The sequence below is a fragment of the Paenimyroides aestuarii genome, assembly GCF_024628805.1.
GTDB lineage: Bacteria > Bacteroidota > Bacteroidia > Flavobacteriales > Flavobacteriaceae > Flavobacterium > Flavobacterium aestuarii_A.
In genome coordinates this window covers 174,080-189,745 of record NZ_CP102382.1, presented here as the reverse complement: position 1 = coordinate 189,745, position 15,666 = coordinate 174,080, and the positions used below count along the sequence as shown (strand labels likewise).

Genomic DNA, 15,666 nt, shown 5'->3' with positions numbered 1-15,666 from the left:
ACTGTTACCGCTTCCGTGTTTTCATTTTTACATGAAAAGAAGACTATAAACCTGAGTTCGATTATTATTTAGGATAAATATATTGTATAAAAAAAGAAATAGTTGTATATTTAATTATCTGATTGTTAAATATTTAAACAACTATTTCTTATGGTTAATTTCGATAAAATTACAGAAATTTTTTGTCTTGTTGATGAATTTTGCCAGCAATTTTTTCCTTTTCTTGAAAAAAACAGTATTGGAAACAAATCTAAAAGACCCCCAATGATGTCACCCAGTGAAATAATAAGTATTATGATTCTTTTTCATTTGAGCGGTTTCAGATGCTTTAAGCACTTTTACATTTTCTATATTCAAAAACATATGCAAGCTGAGTTTCCTAAAACAGTGTCTTACAATAGATTTACAGAGCTTATGCAATCCAACATACTTCCGCTCACAATGTTTTAAAAACCTGCTGTATGGGCAATTGTACAGGTATTTCATTTGTTGATTCCACTCCAGTAAGGGTTTGTAAAAAAAACAATCAAAAACAATAAAGTGTTCAAAGATATAGCTACCGTAGGCAAGTCCACTATGGGGTGGTTCTATGGGTTCAAGCTTCACTTAATTATCAATGAAAAGGGTGAAATTCTAAGCTTTACTATTACACAAGCCAATGTAGATGACCGTGAACCTCTTAAAAATGAAGGATTTCTCAAAGGGATTTTCGGAAAACTCTTTGCAGATAAAGGGTATATCTCTAAAAAAATTGCAGACATATTATTTGTTGATGGTGTTCATCTAATCACACAACTTAAAAACAATATGAAAAACTGTTTAATGACCTTGTCTGACAAAATACTATTGAGAAAACGTTCTGTTATTGAAACAGTTAACGATGAATTGAAAAATATGTGTCAAATTGAACATTCAAGACATAGATCTATTGGAAACTTTCTTACAAACCTTATTTCGGGTCTAATTGCTTATTCATTTTTTCCTAAAAAACCTTCAATACAATATAATGAACTAAAAACAAATCAGTTAACAATGTTCTGATTAATCGAACTCAGGTTATAAGTAATATTAAAAATATCTTTCTCACAAAATAAACTTCACTAACAATCTGCCAAATTAACAGCCACAGCTAAACCGCCTTCGCTGGTTTCCTTGTATTTATTATTCATATCTTGCGCGGTTCGCCACATGGTATTCACTACTTTATCTAATGGAACTTTTACGTTTTTAGGATCGGTATCTAATGCTAACTCGGCGGCGTTAATTGCTTTAATAGCGCCCATAGTGTTGCGTTCAATACACGGAATTTGCACCAAACCACCAATTGGGTCGCAGGTTAAACCTAAATGATGTTCCATAGCAATCTCGGCAGCAACGGTAACTTGTTGAGGTGTTCCACCCATTAATTCGCAAAGTGCAGCAGCAGCCATTGCACTCGACACGCCAATTTCGGCCTGACAACCACCCATGGCAGCAGAAATAGTAGCTCCTTTTTTAAAGATACTGCCAATTTCGCCGGCAACCATTAAAAACTGTTTTATTTCTTTTTCGCCGGCTTTGTGGTTTTCAATTGTTAAGTAATACATTAAAACAGCAGGTATTACGCCTGCACTGCCGTTTGTGGGTGCAGTAACCACGCGGCCTAATGAAGCATTTACTTCGTTTACCGACAAAGCAAAACAGCTCACCCATTTTAATATTTGACGAAAATATACTTTTGTTTTGCGAATGGTTTGCATCCATTCTTCGGGGGTGTTATAAGAAAAATCGCCTTTTAATTTTTGATAAGTATCATACGCTCTTCTACGCACGTTTAATCCGCCTGGAAGTGTTCCTTCGGTATGGCAACCAATATAAATGCACTCTAACATGGTGTTCCAAATCCGCATTAGTTCTCGGTCTATTTCTTCGGGGCTGCGCAACATTAATTCGTTTTCATAAACAATTTCAGAAATTGATTTATTTTCTTTGACACAAAAAGCAAGCAGTTCATTGGCATTGTCCACAGCAAACGGAAAATCAATTTTCGATTTTTCATTGGTTGTGTCTGTATCGGCTGTTTCTTTCACCACAAAACCACCACCTATTGAATAAAAAGTAGCTTCATGATTTTGATCTTCATAAAAAGCAGTAAATGTTAATCCATTGGCGTGAAAGGGCAAAAAGTCTTTATTAAAAACAATTTGTTTGGCTGGATTAAAAGCAATTTTTTGAGTACCACCCAAGTTTAAAAAATGAGTGTTTTTAATAGTATCAATAATTTCTGAAATGGCTTCAACAGGAACATATTCAGGATCGGCACCACTCAATCCTAGCATCACGGCCAAATCGGTAGCGTGACCAATACCAGTTAACGACAAGGATCCATATAAATCAACGGTAATTCGTTCTGTTTTATCAAAAATATCCAAATGCTTCAATTCTGCAATAAAGCGTTCCGCAGCTCTCCACGGACCTAGAGTATGCGAACTGGATGGGCCAACGCCAATTTTTAACATATCGAAAACCGAAATATATTCCATATTGAATCTTAACAAATTAATAAAGCGAAGTTACGAAATTATATGTGAATTATTTTTTGTCTTGATATTTTAAAATAAATTTCTTAAATTTCAAGAGTTTATTCACTTATTAATCAGTTAAATGTGTAAATTATGATAAAAAAAATACTTTTAATTTTTATTTACTGCTTTTTTATTAATGGTTTGTTTGCGCAACCTAATTTGGAGTGGTATGGAACAGCATCTGCTAAGACATTAAACGGAGATTGGCATTTCGATGACAATAATGGTGTGTATTACATTGGTGCTTTTGGAGAGAATCAAGATTTAGATTTTAAAGAAAATCAAGAATACATTTTTAAGCATCCAAGTACAGGAAATCCAACGAAAGGTTATGGTATAATAAAGTACGATTTAGAGGGGAATTTATTATGGGTTAAAGGGACACCAATTGAAAATCCTGGAACAAGTGAGTTTTTTACTATTGAGAAAACTAAACTATATCTTAACAAAATATATATTGTGGGTAAATTTTATAGAAACGGGATAGCTCCTGATTTTGATAAAGGAAATTACAAGATTTATCCTGATGGAAATCGAGATTTAGTTATTTTAGAGTATGATTTGGATGGAAAATTTAAAAATGCTAATAAAATGTATTTTTTTTCAATGGGTGGTGGCTTTTTATCTATAAGTAATTTTATTGTTGATAATAGTGGTGCATTTCATATAGGCGGGAGTTTTATGGGAAATGTTAATTTTGATATAAAAAATCGCTCAAAAGTTTACGAGATTTCTAGGGAAGGTTCAACGGTTTTTTATATTAATTATTCTAAAAACTACAGTATTCTTAATTATTTTACTTTTGAAACAGATTATGCAGAGTGTTTTACGTTTGATATTGATGGAGATGAAAACGTTTATATAACTGGTTCGTTTAGAGGAAAATTAGACTTAGATCCAAGTATTGGTGAAAATATTGTAACATCGGACTTAATCGCACCTGAAATTTTTGATACTAATGCTTTTATCGTAAAAATTGATAGAAATGGTAAATATATTTGGGGACAAAAACTTTCCTTTGAAGAGCCACGAGGATTATTAATTAGTACTAAAAATTATCTTTATATAGGAGGAAATTTTACAGGAAATAAAAATCTAAATATCATAGGTTCACCAATCAATTATCAATCTAATAAAGAAGTAAATGGAGATTTAAATACTCCTTTTATAGGAAAATATAATTTAGATGGAAAAGTTGAATGGATTAAAATTTTGAAATCTAATAACGGTAGCGCTTTTATTAGAGAGTTCTATTATAAAGAGGGGATAAAATATGCTGCTTTAAGAGGTTCGGGAGAATTTGCTTTATCAAATGGAGAAAAAATTAATTTGAATGATAATTATTCATCAGCTTTAATTAGTTTTGATGAAACTTCTGTAAAAAAAATTCATACATTACAAGGAATTTATACACATATGTATATGAATCAAAAAAGCTCAAAATTGATAACATACGGAATGTATAGTTATGTTGATGCTGAAATACCAGAATATGAAATTTTTCTCCCAGCAAAGAATCCTGCACCTATGGGAAATGCGGGGGGAATATCTCAATATGTAGCGATGTTTAATAACGCTGAAATTAATGAAGACGAAATAGAGCAGCCAGGTACTGGTACTAATCCAAATTTACGTTTAGCCATTTATCCAAATCCTTCTAATGGTCAATTTATTATTGAAGTTGATGGGTATTTGTTCGGAACCACTTACAAAATATTTGATGAAGCGGGGAGAAAAATCTTTGAAGATAAGGTAGCCCAACAAAAAAATGAGGTTTTAATAAACGTTGCAGCAGGTGTTTATGCTATTTCATTTTATCGAAATGATGAAATTATCAAGTCACATAAGATAATTGTTAAGTAATAATTGTGTCAATATGTCATAATGTAACCTTTAATACAGTTTAATAATGTCAGAAAATCTACTTTTTCTGACATTTTTTTATGCTTTTTAAGTTAGGCACAACAATTGACTAATACAAAAGCGTGAATGAATCACAAAAAATAAAGTACAAAATAAAGAATATAAAAGATATGAGTAAGATTATTGGAATTGACTTAGGAACTACCAACTCTTGTGTTGCTGTAATGGAAGGTAATGAAGCAGTGGTTATTCCAAATGCAGAAGGTAAAAGAACAACACCGTCTGTAATTGCTTTTGTAGAAGGCGGTGAAATTAAAGTGGGTGACCCTGCAAAACGCCAAGCGGTAACAAACCCTACAAAAACCATAGCGTCTATTAAACGTTTTATGGGTGAAAAATTCTCTGAAGTTCAAAAAGAATTAGAGCATACAGCATACAAAGTAGTAAAAGGTGACAACGATACCCCGCGCGTTGATGTGGACGGACGTTTGTACACTCCACAAGAATTATCGGCAATGACGCTTCAAAAAATGAAGAAAACTGCTGAAGATTATTTGGGCCAAACAGTTACGCAAGCGGTGATTACCGTTCCTGCATATTTTAACGATGCACAACGCCAAGCTACTAAAGAAGCCGGACAAATTGCTGGGTTAGAAGTAATGCGTATTATCAACGAACCTACTGCTGCAGCATTGGCTTACGGTTTGGATAAAGGCAGCCAAGACAAAAAGATTGCAGTTTACGATTTAGGTGGTGGTACTTTTGATATCTCGATCTTAGAATTAGGTGACGGTGTTTTTGAAGTATTATCAACAAACGGAGACACGCATTTAGGAGGTGACGATTTTGACCAAGTAATCATTAATTGGTTAGCAAACGAATTTAATGCAGCTGAAGGTGTAGATTTACGCCAAGATCCAATGGCACTTCAACGTTTAAAAGAAGCAGCAGAAAAAGCGAAAATCGAATTGTCTTCTTCAGCTCAAACGGAAATCAACTTACCGTATGTAACTGCTACAGCTACAGGACCAAAACACTTGGTGCAAACATTAACTCGTGCAAAATTTGAGCAATTAGCAGACGATTTAGTACGTCGTTCAATGGAACCATGTAAAAAAGCATTACAAGATGCAGGGTTATCCATCTCAGATATCGATGAGGTAATCTTGGTAGGTGGATCAACACGTATTCCTGTAATTCAAGAACACGTAGAAAAATTCTTTGGAAAAAAACCATCAAAAGGCGTAAATCCAGACGAAGTTGTTGCTTTAGGAGCAGCTATTCAAGGAGGTGTTTTAACAGGCGATGTGAAAGATGTATTGTTGTTAGACGTTACACCTTTATCATTAGGAATTGAAACAATGGGTGGTGTTTTTACAAAATTAATTGAGTCGAACACAACCATTCCTACCAAAAAATCGCAAGTGTTTTCAACAGCGGTAGATAACCAACCATCGGTAGAAATTCACGTGTTGCAAGGAGAACGCCCAATGGCAAATGATAACAATACAATTGGTCGTTTCCATTTAGACGGAATTCCACCAGCACAACGCGGAGTGCCACAAATTGAAGTTACTTTTGATATTGATGCAAACGGTATCATTAAAGTATCGGCAACTGATAAAGGCACAGGTAAATCACACGATATTCGTATTGAAGCTTCTTCTGGATTAACAGCAGAGGAAATCGAACGAATGAAGAAAGAAGCAGAAGCAAACGCAGAAAGCGACAAAAAAGCGAAAGAAACTGCCGATAAATTAAACGAAGCAGACGGAATGATTTTCCAAACCGAAAAGCAATTGAAAGAGTTTGGTGATAAATTATCAGATGGTAACAAATCGAATATCGAAGGCGCATTGGAAGAATTGAAAAAAGCTTACGAAACTCGTAATGTAGAAACAATTCAACCGGCTTTAGACAAAATCAACGAAGCTTGGAAGGCAGCTTCAGAAGAAATGTACAAAGCCCAAGCAGACACACAACAGGGTGGTGCATCACAAGCTGAGCCAACACAAGACAGTGGCGATGCTACCCAAGACGTAGATTACGAAGAAGTGAAATAGTAATTTTTTTCATAAATACGAAAAACCTCAAGCTGAAAAGTTTGAGGTTTTTTGTTTAAATTAACATTAAAGAAACTGTAAACTTACCCCTTTTTAGAACAATTTAAAAGTATTACTCACTTAATCGCTCACGGATAGGTTGATATAAACTGGGATATTTTGATATGAAATAAAAACAAAAAAACCGCAAATCCTTAGAATTTGCGGGTTTATGACTTCACTTAGTGCAAGTGTTGTCGGGGTGGCAGGATTCGAACCTGTGACCTTCCCGCCAGGCGGGACGCGATTATATTTCATAAAATCCAATATCAAAAAGAAATCTTTTACCACCTCTTTTTTTTATTTTGTTTTCGAGTTGAACCGCTTCACTTCTCGACTGACATTCAAAATAAGTTATTAAAATCCACGGGATGCCGTTTTTAGTTGCAATTTGTTGTGCCGTGTTGTGCCGATTGATTCTGTCGGATAAATTATTGGTTTGCCCAACATAATACTTCAAAGACTTGGTACTATATAAAATATAAGTATAAAACATAACACTGTTTTAAAATAAAAAAAGACTTCCATTTTAGAAGTCTCTTTTTTGTCGGGGTGGCAGGATTCGAACCTGCGACCTTCCCGCCAGGCGGGACGCGATTATATTTCATAAAATCCAATATCAAAAAGAAATCTTTTAGCACCTCTTTTTTTTATTTTGTTTTCGAGTTGAACCGCTTCACTTCTCGACTGACATTCAAAATAAGTTATTAAAATCCACGGGATGCCGTTTTTAGTTGCAATTTGTTGTGCCGTGTTGTGCCGATTGATTCTGTCGGATAAATTATTGGTTTGCCCAACATAATACTTCAAAGACTTGGTACTATATAAAATATAAGTATAAAACATAACACTGTTTTAAAATAAAAAAAGACTTCCATTTTAGAAGTCTCTTTTTTGTCGGGGTGGCAGGATTCGAACCTGCGACCTTCCCGCCAGGCGGGACGCGATTATATTTCATAAAATCCAATATCAAAAAGAAATCTTTTAGCACCTCTTTTTTTTATTTTGTTTTCGAGTTGAACCGCTTCACTTCTCGACTGACATTCAAAATAAGTTATTAAAATCCACGGGATGCCGTTTTTAGTTGCAATTTGTTGTGCCGCGTTGTGCCGATTGATTCTGTCGGATAAATTATTGGTTTGCCCAACATAATACTTCAAAGACTTGGTACTATATAAAATATAAGTATAAAACATAACACTGTTTTAAAATAAAAAAAGACTTCCATTTTAGAAGTCTCTTTTTTGTCGGGGTGGCAGGATTCGAACCTGCGACCTTCCCGCCAGGCGGGACGCGATTATATTTCATAAAATCCAATATCAAAAAGAAATCTTTTAGCACCTCTTTTTTTTATTTTGTTTTCGAGTTGAACCGCTTCACTTCTCGACTGACATTCAAAATAAGTTATTAAAATCCACGGGATGCCGTTTTTAGTTGCAATTTGTTGTGCCGCGTTGTGCCGATTGATTCTGTCGGATAAATTATTGGTTTGCCCAACATAATACTTCAAAGACTTGGTACTATATAAAATATAAGTATAAAACATAACACTGTTTTAAAATAAAAAAAGACTTCCATTTTAGAAGTCTCTTTTTTGTCGGGGTGGCAGGATTCGAACCTGCGACCTTCCCGCCAGGCGGGACGCGATTATATTTCATAAAATCCAATATCAAAAAGAAATCTTTTAGCACCTCTTTTTTTTATTTTGTTTTCGAGTTGAACCGCTTCACTTCTCGACTGACATTCAAAATAAGTTATTAAAATCCACGGGATGCCGTTTTTAGTTGCAATTTGTTGTGCCGCGTTGTGCCGATTGATTCTGTCGGATAAATTATTGGTTTGCCCAACATAATACTTCAAAGACTTGGTACTATATAAAATATAAGTATAAAACATAACACTGTTTTAAAATAAAAAAAGACTTCCATTTTAGAAGTCTCTTTTTTGTCGGGGTGGCAGGATTCGAACCTGCGACCTCCTGGTCCCAAACCAGGCGCGATGACCGGGCTACGCTACACCCCGAATTGTTTTCAATAATTCGAGTGCAAATATACATGTTTTTTTTATTTAATGCGTAAAATTTTAAAAAAAGATAAAAAAATATTTACTCATAGAGCGAATCGATTATACCATAGTTATTTAAAACAGAACTTTCTTTTGAATCCATTGATAAATAGCTATTTTTGTAATCGTTAAAAAACAATGTAAAAAAATATGTCAACAACTATAGAAACGGTAAAATGTTTAATAATAGGTTCGGGGCCAGCAGGTTATACTGCGGCGATTTATGCGGCTCGTGCCAATATGAATCCTGTATTGTATCAAGGAATGCAACCTGGCGGTCAGTTAACCACAACAAATGAAGTAGAAAATTTCCCAGGCTATCCAGATGGGGTTACAGGTCCAGAAATGATGATGCAACTGCAAGCGCAAGCTAAGCGTTTTGGAACAGATGTACGTGACGGTTTTGCTACCAAGGTTGATTTATCGGGCGAATTGAAAAAAATATGGATCAATGACACGATTGAAATTCATGCAAAAACAGTAATTATATCAACAGGGGCAACAGCTAAATACTTAGGTATTCCGTCTGAACAGCACTATTTGCAAATGGGTGGCGGTGTATCGGCTTGTGCAGTTTGCGATGGTTTTTTCTACCGTAATCAAGAAGTAATTATTGTTGGTGCAGGCGATTCGGCTTGTGAAGAAGCCCATTATTTGTCGCATTTATGTAAAAAAGTTACTATGCTGGTTCGTTCTGAAAAATTTCGTGCATCAAAAATCATGGAGGAACGTGTGAAAAACACACCAAACATTGAAATTTTAATGAGCACCGAAATTGATGAAGTTTTGGGCGACGGACAAATTGTTAACGGAGTGCGTATAGTGAATAATAAAACCAACGAGAAAAAGGAAATCGCTGTTACAGGTGTTTTTGTGGCAATTGGTCACAAACCTAATACCGATATTTTCGCCGGACAATTAACGATGGACGAAACAGGGTATTTAATCACCGAAGGAAAAACATCTAAAACAAACGTTCCCGGCGTTTTTGCGTGTGGTGATGTGCAGGATAAAGATTACCGACAAGCAATTACTGCTGCTGGATCGGGCTGTATTGCGGCTTTAGATGCCGAACGTTATTTAGCAAGTTTATAATTTTATACCAACAGGCGGCTTCGGTCGCCTTTTTATTATGCTAAGAGTTCAATCAATTTCGTTTTCTTACGAAGATAAACAAGTGTTATCACAAATTAGATTTTCTGTTCTAAAAGGGCAAAGTATTGCGCTTATTGGAGAAAGTGGAAGTGGAAAATCAACCCTACTAAAATTGATCTATGGTTTGATGGATGCCGATTCAGGTTCGATTTTTTGGAAAGATAAACAGATTTTGGGCCCTGCATACAATTTGGTTCCCGGAATGGACTTTATGAAATATTTGGCTCAGGATTTTGACCTTATGCCTTTTGTTTCGGTTGCTGAAAATGTAGGTCGATTTTTATCGAATTTCTATTTAAAAGAAAAGAAGCAACGAGTTGATGAATTGCTGAAATTGGTTGATATGACGGAATTTGCCCATGTAAAAGCTCAATTTTTAAGCGGAGGACAAATGCAACGAACCGCTTTGGCGAGAGTCTTGGCTTTAGAACCGGAATTACTTTTGTTAGATGAACCTTTTTCCCATATTGATCATCATCAAAAAAGTAAATTAAGTCAACATGTATTTCAGTATTGTAAATCAAAAGGAATCACCATCATATATACTTCGCATACACCCGAAGAGATTTTAATGTTTTCAGACGAAGTGATTGTAATGAAAGATGGAGTCATTTTGACTAAAGAAAAACCACAACATATTTATGAACTTCCTTCAAGTGAATACATTGCTCGTTTAACAGGTGAAATAAATTTAATTCCCGTACGCTATTTAGGTGTTCAAAATGATGAAATATTACTCGTTAGACCACATCAATTTTTTATAGCAAACGAGGGTTATCAAGCCAAAGTTATTTCGTGTTATTACAGTGGAAGAGGGTATGTGTTAAAAGCTCAATTTCACGATGTTGTTCTAACCATTGAATCGCGTGAGCCTTTAAGCGGAACGATTCATTTTTTAATTAGATAAAATAAAAACGCCGACAATTTGCCGGCGTTTAAAAAAATATTTAGTTTACACGAGATTCTTCACTCCATTACATTTCGTTCAGAATGACAGCATCGTGTGAGTTATTTTTTATTTTTTAAATGCTTGTCTAAAAACTGTTCTTGTTCCCAAAGCAGGTGCAAAATGTTTTCTTTAGCAACGTAACTGTGACTTTCTTTTGGTAAAATTACCATACGAACCGGTGCTCCTAATCCTTTCAACGCTTGAAAATAGCGTTCGGTTTGCAAGGTAAAAGTGCCCGGGTTGTTATCGGCTTCGCCATGCACTAAAAGCAATGGCGTTTTCATTTTTTCGGCATTCATGAAAGGCGACATGGTGTTGTACACATCAGGAACTTCCCAATAATTGCGCTGTTCGCTTTGAAAACCAAAAGGAGTCAATGTTCTGTTATATGCACCTGAGCGGGCAATTCCGCAGGCAAACAATTTGGTATGAGCCAATAAATTTGCAGTCATAAAAGCGCCGTATGAGTGTCCGCCCACGCCCACACGGGTTCTATCAATAAATCCTAATTTATCCACTGCATCAATCGCAGCTTCAGCATTCAGCGCCAATTGTTCAATAAAGGAATCGTTTGGTTCTTGTGTTCCTTCGCCAATAATCGGAAAAGCGGCATCGTCTAAAACCGCATAGCCTTTCGCAGCCCAATATACAAACGAACCGTAATAAGGAAATGTAAATTCATTAGGATTTGCAGATGACTGTCCGGCACTGTTTTTATCTTTATATTCAGCCGGATATGCCCAAATTAAAAGAGGTAATTTTTCGGTAGGATTTTTACGGTCATAACCCGCTGGTAAATACAATGTTCCCGATAATTCCACTCCGTCTTTGCGTTTGTATTTGATTACTTCTTTATGCACATCTTTAATACTTTCAAACGGATTTTTGTTGAAGGTAATCTGCTTTAAATCATTTTTTGAGTTAATGTTGCGGAAATAGTAATTAGGATAATCGTTTTTTGATTGGATATTCACCAAAACAGCTCCTTTTTTAATATCGATGATTTCAGAAATCGATTCCAAGCGGTCTGTAAGTTTTGATTGATACAAACGTTTTGTTTTTAAAGTAGCCAAATCCAATTCATCAATAAAAGGAAATTGCCCTTCTTTGGTGTGTCCTTCGCCAATTAAATACAATTTGTTGTTTTCTTTTTGCAAGGTGTATCTTCCCAATGCATTCTTTTTAGTTTGAAAATCACCCGGATCGCTGTAAATATCCTGATAATTTCGATCCCAAATGGTCACTAATTCCGATTTTTTGGTTGGATTAAACAAATAAGTTTTTATGTTCCGGGTATCATACCATTGATCGTAAACAATTGCCGTTTCTTCATCGCCCCAAGCAATTCCACCAAAGCGTTGCGGTGTTTTTGTAAGCAACTCAGGTTCATTGTTAAAAGGCGCTTCCCAAGTATATAAAGCATCGCGTTTTTCTACGCTTTTTGCAGGGTCGCCGCCGTCTAAAGCTTCTACAAAAAACAAAGTAGCTGGTTTATCACTTCTCCAGTTCATGCTGCGTTTTCCTTGTCGAGTTGCCATAAATCCTTTTGGCATCACTTCGTTCAAAGGTACATCGTTTACCAATTTCACTTCTTCACCATTTGCTTTATAAGCAATCGTTTTCATTGGAAACCGACTTAGCGGTACCAAGTACGAAAAGGGTTTTTGAATGGTTGTTAGCAAAACATAATTTCCATCGGGCGAAAAAGTTTCACCAGCAAATAAATCGGCTTTTTTAAACAGTTTTTTGGTTCCGTTTAAATCAATTGTATATAATTCAGAGGTTACAATGGTCTCGAAATTGGCTTCGTCGGTTTTGTTTTTCAACAAATCTTGATAGGTTCTGTTTTGCGAAACCACACCTTCTTCGGCATTAGAAACAATAGGCCCGGTAGGGATTGCTTTTTTAGCATCTATCAATGGTTTTCTGTTTTCGGGAATTACCTTAATCAACAACTCGTTGCTGTTTCTAAACCAAGTAATCGGGTTGCCTAAATTGGCATTTAAAATGGCATTGGTCAGTTTTTTTGCCGTTGCTTTTTCTAGGTCTAAAACCCATAATTCGTTGCCGGTTGCTGTGGTATTTGTAAATGCCAGTTTGGTTTCGTTTGGCGCCCAAGATACGTTGCTGATCTGTGCGTTGGCAGGCAAACCTTTCACAACGGTTTCGGTTTTATCGTTGATTTTTTTTATTTTTATGTTGTTGATGAACGATGCCGTGCTTGAAATATTCGTGTTTGGATTGATACGTAAACCACCCAAACGCAATTCGTCTTGATTCAATTCGTCAAGCGATTTATAGGTATTTCGATACGAGAGAACCATCCACTCTTTATTCGTACTTATAGAAACAGAAGGGGCACGTTCATAATCGGCTAACTGTAAAATTTCTTTTGAAGGCTTCTGGAACGTAATGTTTTCTTGTGCAATCATAGGCGCTGTGGCTAATAATAATGCTAATAAGGTTTGTTTTATTCGTTTCATTAATAAACAATTGATTGTGAAATTATGTTTTTAAAGATACAATTATTTATCAAAAATCAATCAATAGTAATGTGTTTCCTATGATTTAATCTAATAATTGTGCAGGATATTCGATTAATGAATACCTTAGTATTGTTTTAAAAATAAGTGTAAATTTGTATGAATTCCAAATAAAAAGTAAGTATGTATCATTCAAAAATAACCGGATTAGGCTTTTATGTACCGGAAAATGTGGTAACAAACGATGATTTATCACGACTTATGGATACCAATGACGAATGGATTCAAGAGCGAACCGGTATAAAAGAACGCCGCCATGTAGTTTTACCAGAAGATACCACTTCAGGTATGGCGCTAAAAGCATCGAAAATTGCCATTGAACGTGCAGGAATTGATAAGAACGATATCGATTTTATTGTATTTGCCACGTTAAGTCCCGATTATTATTTTCCAGGTCCGGGAGTTACCCTTCAAAAAGAATTGGGCATAAATACCGTTGGAGCGTTAGATGTTCGCAATCAATGCTCGGGTTTTATTTATGCGCTTTCGGTGGCCGATCAGTTTATTAAAACGGGCATGTATAAAAATATTTTGGTGGTTGGCTCTGAAGTGCATTCAAAAGGATTGGACATGACCACTCGCGGGCGTGGTGTTTCGGTGATTTTTGGCGATGGGGCAGGAGCTGCTGTTTTAAGCCGAACCGAAGATTTATCAAAAGGGATTTTATCAACCCATTTACACTCAGAAGGCGAGCATGCAGAAGAATTGGCGTTAATTGCTCCCGGAATGGGCAAGCGCTGGGTGACCGATATTATTAAAGAAAATAATACAGACGATGAATCGTACTATCCGTACATGAATGGTCAATTTGTATTTAAAAATGCAGTGGTTCGTTTTTCAGAAGTGATTAATGAAGGGCTGCAAGCAAATAATTTACAAGTTGCAGACATTAATATGTTGATACCACACCAAGCCAATTTGCGAATTGCACAATTTATTCAGCAAAAATTCAAACTGACCAACGATCAGGTGTATAACAACATTATGAAATACGGCAACACCACAGCTGCATCGGTGCCTATTGCACTCACCGAAGCGTGGGAACAAGGCAAAATTAAAGAAGGTGATTTAGTGGTACTTGCAGCATTTGGCAGCGGTTTTACATGGGCAAGTGCTCTAATTCGTTGGTAAAAAAGTTGTAATTGATAATAGTTCTCAGTAAATTCGAATAATAAAAAAAGTTATGAAAGGTCATAGAGTACAAAATTCAGGACAAGCGCAATTGTTTAAAAATCCATTTTTGGAATTGTTAACTAAGGGGCATCCTGCATTAAGTTGGGGTATTCATGTTCCCATTTTGGTGTATTGTTTTTATTATGGATACAGTCATTATTTTTTGACATTGCCAGAAATGTTTGCTATCGCCGTTTTTGCATTGCTTTTTTGGACATTTTTTGAGTATATCGCACATAGATATGTGTTTCATTTAATAAGCGAAAAGGAAAATTTGCAAAAGTTTGCTTATATCATGCACGGTAACCACCATCATTATCCAAAAGATAAATCGCGCTTATTTATGCCACCGGTGCCTAGTTTAATTATTGCGGCGGCGCTTTTTGGTATTCAATATCTGCTTTTAGGAAAGTATGCTTTTGCTTTTTATCCGGGTTTTATTCTAGGATGGTTAATGTATGCTTCGATGCATTATTTGATTCACGCCATCGAACCTCCTTTCAAGTTCTTGCAACCCTTGTGGCGCAATCATCATCTGCATCATTACCGCAATGAAAACCTTGGTTTTGGGGTGAGTAACACGTTTTGGGACAAAGTTTTTGGAACCATGTTCGATTTTAAAAAAGACCGTATCGATAAACAAAAATCTAAAGATTTAATGTTTGATAGAAAACAAAAAAGTGAAGCCTAAAATGCTTCACTTTTTTTTATAAACGTAAGTAGTTATCAAAAATTATTAATTTTTAAAAATAAGGCTTTTGTGCAAATTGTACAGTTATTACATTGCTGTCAAGATAGCCCGCACGTTTTGCTTGAATAGTTACCGTGGTGATAGTATTACTTGTGTATCGGTTACCCATTATTTCTTTGCCATTCACATAAAAAGTAGCATCAGAAACTGCAGATCCGCCACTCGTTGCTGATAACATCACTTGATTTCCTAATGGTGAAAAATACCTCTTTTTTTCAGTTGAATAAGAAGTGTTTGCAGTAAGTGTTAATTGCTGCCCAATATTAGGATTTTGGTTTGGAACGGGTGTTTCTAATACAGTGTCATCTTCAGAGCATGAAGAAAAACCAATCACTGAAAAACTAGCTATTGCAATAAAGAATAAAATCTTTTTCATCTTAAATATATAAGGTTAATCGTTTACTAACTTAATAATGCTATAAAAATACAAAAAATATTGGTTAACCAAATTTTTTATGTTTGTTTTTTATAATATAGTTAATTTTTTTACGATTTCAATGAT

At 35.4% G+C, this 15,666-nt stretch carries 14 protein-coding genes, 1 tRNA gene and 1 pseudogene; 7 read left to right on the top strand and 9 right to left on the bottom strand.

Annotated features, from left to right (window positions below; genetic code table 11):
* Positions 1 to 150: 150 nt before the first annotated feature.
* A pseudogene (locus NPX36_RS00860) lies at positions 151 to 1,041 on the top strand (IS982 family transposase).
* A gap of 59 nt (positions 1,042 to 1,100) precedes the next feature.
* Here the strand turns inward: NPX36_RS00860 and NPX36_RS00855 are convergent.
* Positions 1,101 to 2,522 (bottom strand): L-serine ammonia-lyase, encoded by a 1,422-nt coding sequence (locus NPX36_RS00855; RefSeq protein WP_257499555.1) that lies wholly within the window; start codon positions 2,520 to 2,522, stop codon positions 1,101 to 1,103.
* Positions 2,523 to 2,654: 132 nt separating this feature from the next.
* Between NPX36_RS00855 and NPX36_RS00850 the strand changes: the two genes are divergently transcribed.
* Positions 2,655 to 4,427 carry a T9SS type A sorting domain-containing protein gene (locus NPX36_RS00850; RefSeq protein ID WP_257499554.1) on the top strand — a complete coding sequence of 591 codons (1,773 nt, stop codon included), beginning with the start codon at positions 2,655 to 2,657 and terminating at the stop codon, positions 4,425 to 4,427.
* A gap of 170 nt (positions 4,428 to 4,597) precedes the next feature.
* The gene (gene dnaK, locus NPX36_RS00845; RefSeq protein ID WP_257499553.1) at positions 4,598 to 6,490 is read left to right on the top strand and encodes a molecular chaperone DnaK; all 1,893 of its coding nucleotides are present in this window, start codon (positions 4,598 to 4,600) and stop codon (positions 6,488 to 6,490) included.
* A 286-nt stretch (positions 6,491 to 6,776) separates the two neighbouring features.
* On the opposite strand, the gene NPX36_RS00840 is transcribed toward dnaK, so the two are convergent.
* From NPX36_RS00840 to NPX36_RS00815, 6 genes are all read right to left on the bottom strand, one after another.
* Entirely contained in the window at positions 6,777 to 7,025 is a 249-nt protein-coding gene (locus NPX36_RS00840; protein ID WP_257499552.1) for a GIY-YIG nuclease family protein, read from the bottom strand.
* A 101-nt stretch (positions 7,026 to 7,126) separates the two neighbouring features.
* Positions 7,127 to 7,375 carry a GIY-YIG nuclease family protein gene (locus NPX36_RS00835; RefSeq protein ID WP_257499551.1) on the bottom strand — a complete coding sequence of 83 codons (249 nt, stop codon included), beginning with the start codon at positions 7,373 to 7,375 and terminating at the stop codon, positions 7,127 to 7,129.
* A gap of 101 nt (positions 7,376 to 7,476) precedes the next feature.
* Positions 7,477 to 7,725, bottom strand: a complete 249-nt coding sequence (locus tag NPX36_RS00830) for a GIY-YIG nuclease family protein (protein WP_257499550.1) — start codon at positions 7,723 to 7,725, stop codon at positions 7,477 to 7,479.
* Positions 7,726 to 7,826: 101 nt separating this feature from the next.
* Positions 7,827 to 8,075, bottom strand: a complete 249-nt coding sequence (locus tag NPX36_RS00825) for a GIY-YIG nuclease family protein (protein ID WP_257499550.1) — start codon at positions 8,073 to 8,075, stop codon at positions 7,827 to 7,829.
* A 101-nt stretch (positions 8,076 to 8,176) separates the two neighbouring features.
* Positions 8,177 to 8,425 (bottom strand): GIY-YIG nuclease family protein, encoded by a 249-nt coding sequence (locus tag NPX36_RS00820; protein WP_257499550.1) that lies wholly within the window; start codon positions 8,423 to 8,425, stop codon positions 8,177 to 8,179.
* Positions 8,426 to 8,476: 51 nt separating this feature from the next.
* Positions 8,477 to 8,551: transfer RNA gene (locus tag NPX36_RS00815), tRNA-Pro, on the bottom strand.
* A gap of 192 nt (positions 8,552 to 8,743) precedes the next feature.
* Here NPX36_RS00815 and trxB point away from each other — a divergent pair.
* Together trxB and NPX36_RS00805 are read left to right on the top strand one after the other, a co-directional pair.
* On the top strand, positions 8,744 to 9,688 hold the full coding sequence (gene trxB, locus NPX36_RS00810) for a thioredoxin-disulfide reductase (RefSeq protein ID WP_257499549.1): 945 nt from the start codon (positions 8,744 to 8,746) through the stop codon (positions 9,686 to 9,688).
* A 37-nt stretch (positions 9,689 to 9,725) separates the two neighbouring features.
* Positions 9,726 to 10,655 carry an ABC transporter ATP-binding protein gene (locus NPX36_RS00805; RefSeq protein ID WP_257499548.1) on the top strand — a complete coding sequence of 310 codons (930 nt, stop codon included), beginning with the start codon at positions 9,726 to 9,728 and terminating at the stop codon, positions 10,653 to 10,655.
* 101 nt (positions 10,656 to 10,756) lie between these two features.
* On the opposite strand, the gene NPX36_RS00800 is transcribed toward NPX36_RS00805, so the two are convergent.
* A complete protein-coding gene (locus tag NPX36_RS00800; protein ID WP_257499547.1) occupies positions 10,757 to 13,180 on the bottom strand; it encodes a S9 family peptidase in 2,424 nt (807 codons plus the stop codon).
* A 183-nt stretch (positions 13,181 to 13,363) separates the two neighbouring features.
* On the opposite strand from NPX36_RS00800, the gene NPX36_RS00795 reads away from it, so the two are divergent.
* On the top strand, positions 13,364 to 14,371 hold the full coding sequence (locus tag NPX36_RS00795) for a 3-oxoacyl-ACP synthase III family protein (protein ID WP_257499546.1): 1,008 nt from the start codon (positions 13,364 to 13,366) through the stop codon (positions 14,369 to 14,371).
* Positions 14,372 to 14,423: 52 nt separating this feature from the next.
* Positions 14,424 to 15,104 carry a sterol desaturase family protein gene (locus tag NPX36_RS00790; RefSeq protein WP_257499545.1) on the top strand — a complete coding sequence of 227 codons (681 nt, stop codon included), beginning with the start codon at positions 14,424 to 14,426 and terminating at the stop codon, positions 15,102 to 15,104.
* Between the two features lie 52 nt (positions 15,105 to 15,156).
* Here NPX36_RS00790 and NPX36_RS00785 read toward each other — a convergent pair whose 3' ends face one another.
* The gene (locus NPX36_RS00785; RefSeq protein WP_257499544.1) at positions 15,157 to 15,540 is read right to left on the bottom strand and encodes a hypothetical protein; all 384 of its coding nucleotides are present in this window, start codon (positions 15,538 to 15,540) and stop codon (positions 15,157 to 15,159) included.
* Between the last annotated feature and the right edge of the window lie 126 nt (positions 15,541 to 15,666).

Excerpts from the sequence above, each read along its gene's own strand:
- NPX36_RS00805 (WP_257499548.1), top strand. The coding sequence starts at position 9,726 with ATGCTAAGAGTTCAATCAATTTCGTTTTCTTACGAAGATAAACAAGTG.
- NPX36_RS00785 (WP_257499544.1), bottom strand. The coding sequence starts at position 15,540 with ATGAAAAAGATTTTATTCTTTATTGCAATAGCTAGTTTTTCAGTGATT.
- NPX36_RS00830 (WP_257499550.1), bottom strand. The coding sequence starts at position 7,725 with ATGTTTTATACTTATATTTTATATAGTACCAAGTCTTTGAAGTATTAT.
- NPX36_RS00795 (WP_257499546.1), top strand. The coding sequence starts at position 13,364 with ATGTATCATTCAAAAATAACCGGATTAGGCTTTTATGTACCGGAAAAT.
- NPX36_RS00835 (WP_257499551.1), bottom strand. The coding sequence starts at position 7,375 with ATGTTTTATACTTATATTTTATATAGTACCAAGTCTTTGAAGTATTAT.
- dnaK (WP_257499553.1), top strand. The coding sequence starts at position 4,598 with ATGAGTAAGATTATTGGAATTGACTTAGGAACTACCAACTCTTGTGTT.
- NPX36_RS00790 (WP_257499545.1), top strand. The coding sequence starts at position 14,424 with ATGAAAGGTCATAGAGTACAAAATTCAGGACAAGCGCAATTGTTTAAA.
- NPX36_RS00820 (WP_257499550.1), bottom strand. The coding sequence starts at position 8,425 with ATGTTTTATACTTATATTTTATATAGTACCAAGTCTTTGAAGTATTAT.
- NPX36_RS00850 (WP_257499554.1), top strand. The coding sequence starts at position 2,655 with ATGATAAAAAAAATACTTTTAATTTTTATTTACTGCTTTTTTATTAAT.
- NPX36_RS00855 (WP_257499555.1), bottom strand. The coding sequence starts at position 2,522 with ATGGAATATATTTCGGTTTTCGATATGTTAAAAATTGGCGTTGGCCCA.
- NPX36_RS00800 (WP_257499547.1), bottom strand. The coding sequence starts at position 13,180 with ATGAAACGAATAAAACAAACCTTATTAGCATTATTATTAGCCACAGCG.
- NPX36_RS00840 (WP_257499552.1), bottom strand. The coding sequence starts at position 7,025 with ATGTTTTATACTTATATTTTATATAGTACCAAGTCTTTGAAGTATTAT.
- trxB (WP_257499549.1), top strand. The coding sequence starts at position 8,744 with ATGTCAACAACTATAGAAACGGTAAAATGTTTAATAATAGGTTCGGGG.
- NPX36_RS00825 (WP_257499550.1), bottom strand. The coding sequence starts at position 8,075 with ATGTTTTATACTTATATTTTATATAGTACCAAGTCTTTGAAGTATTAT.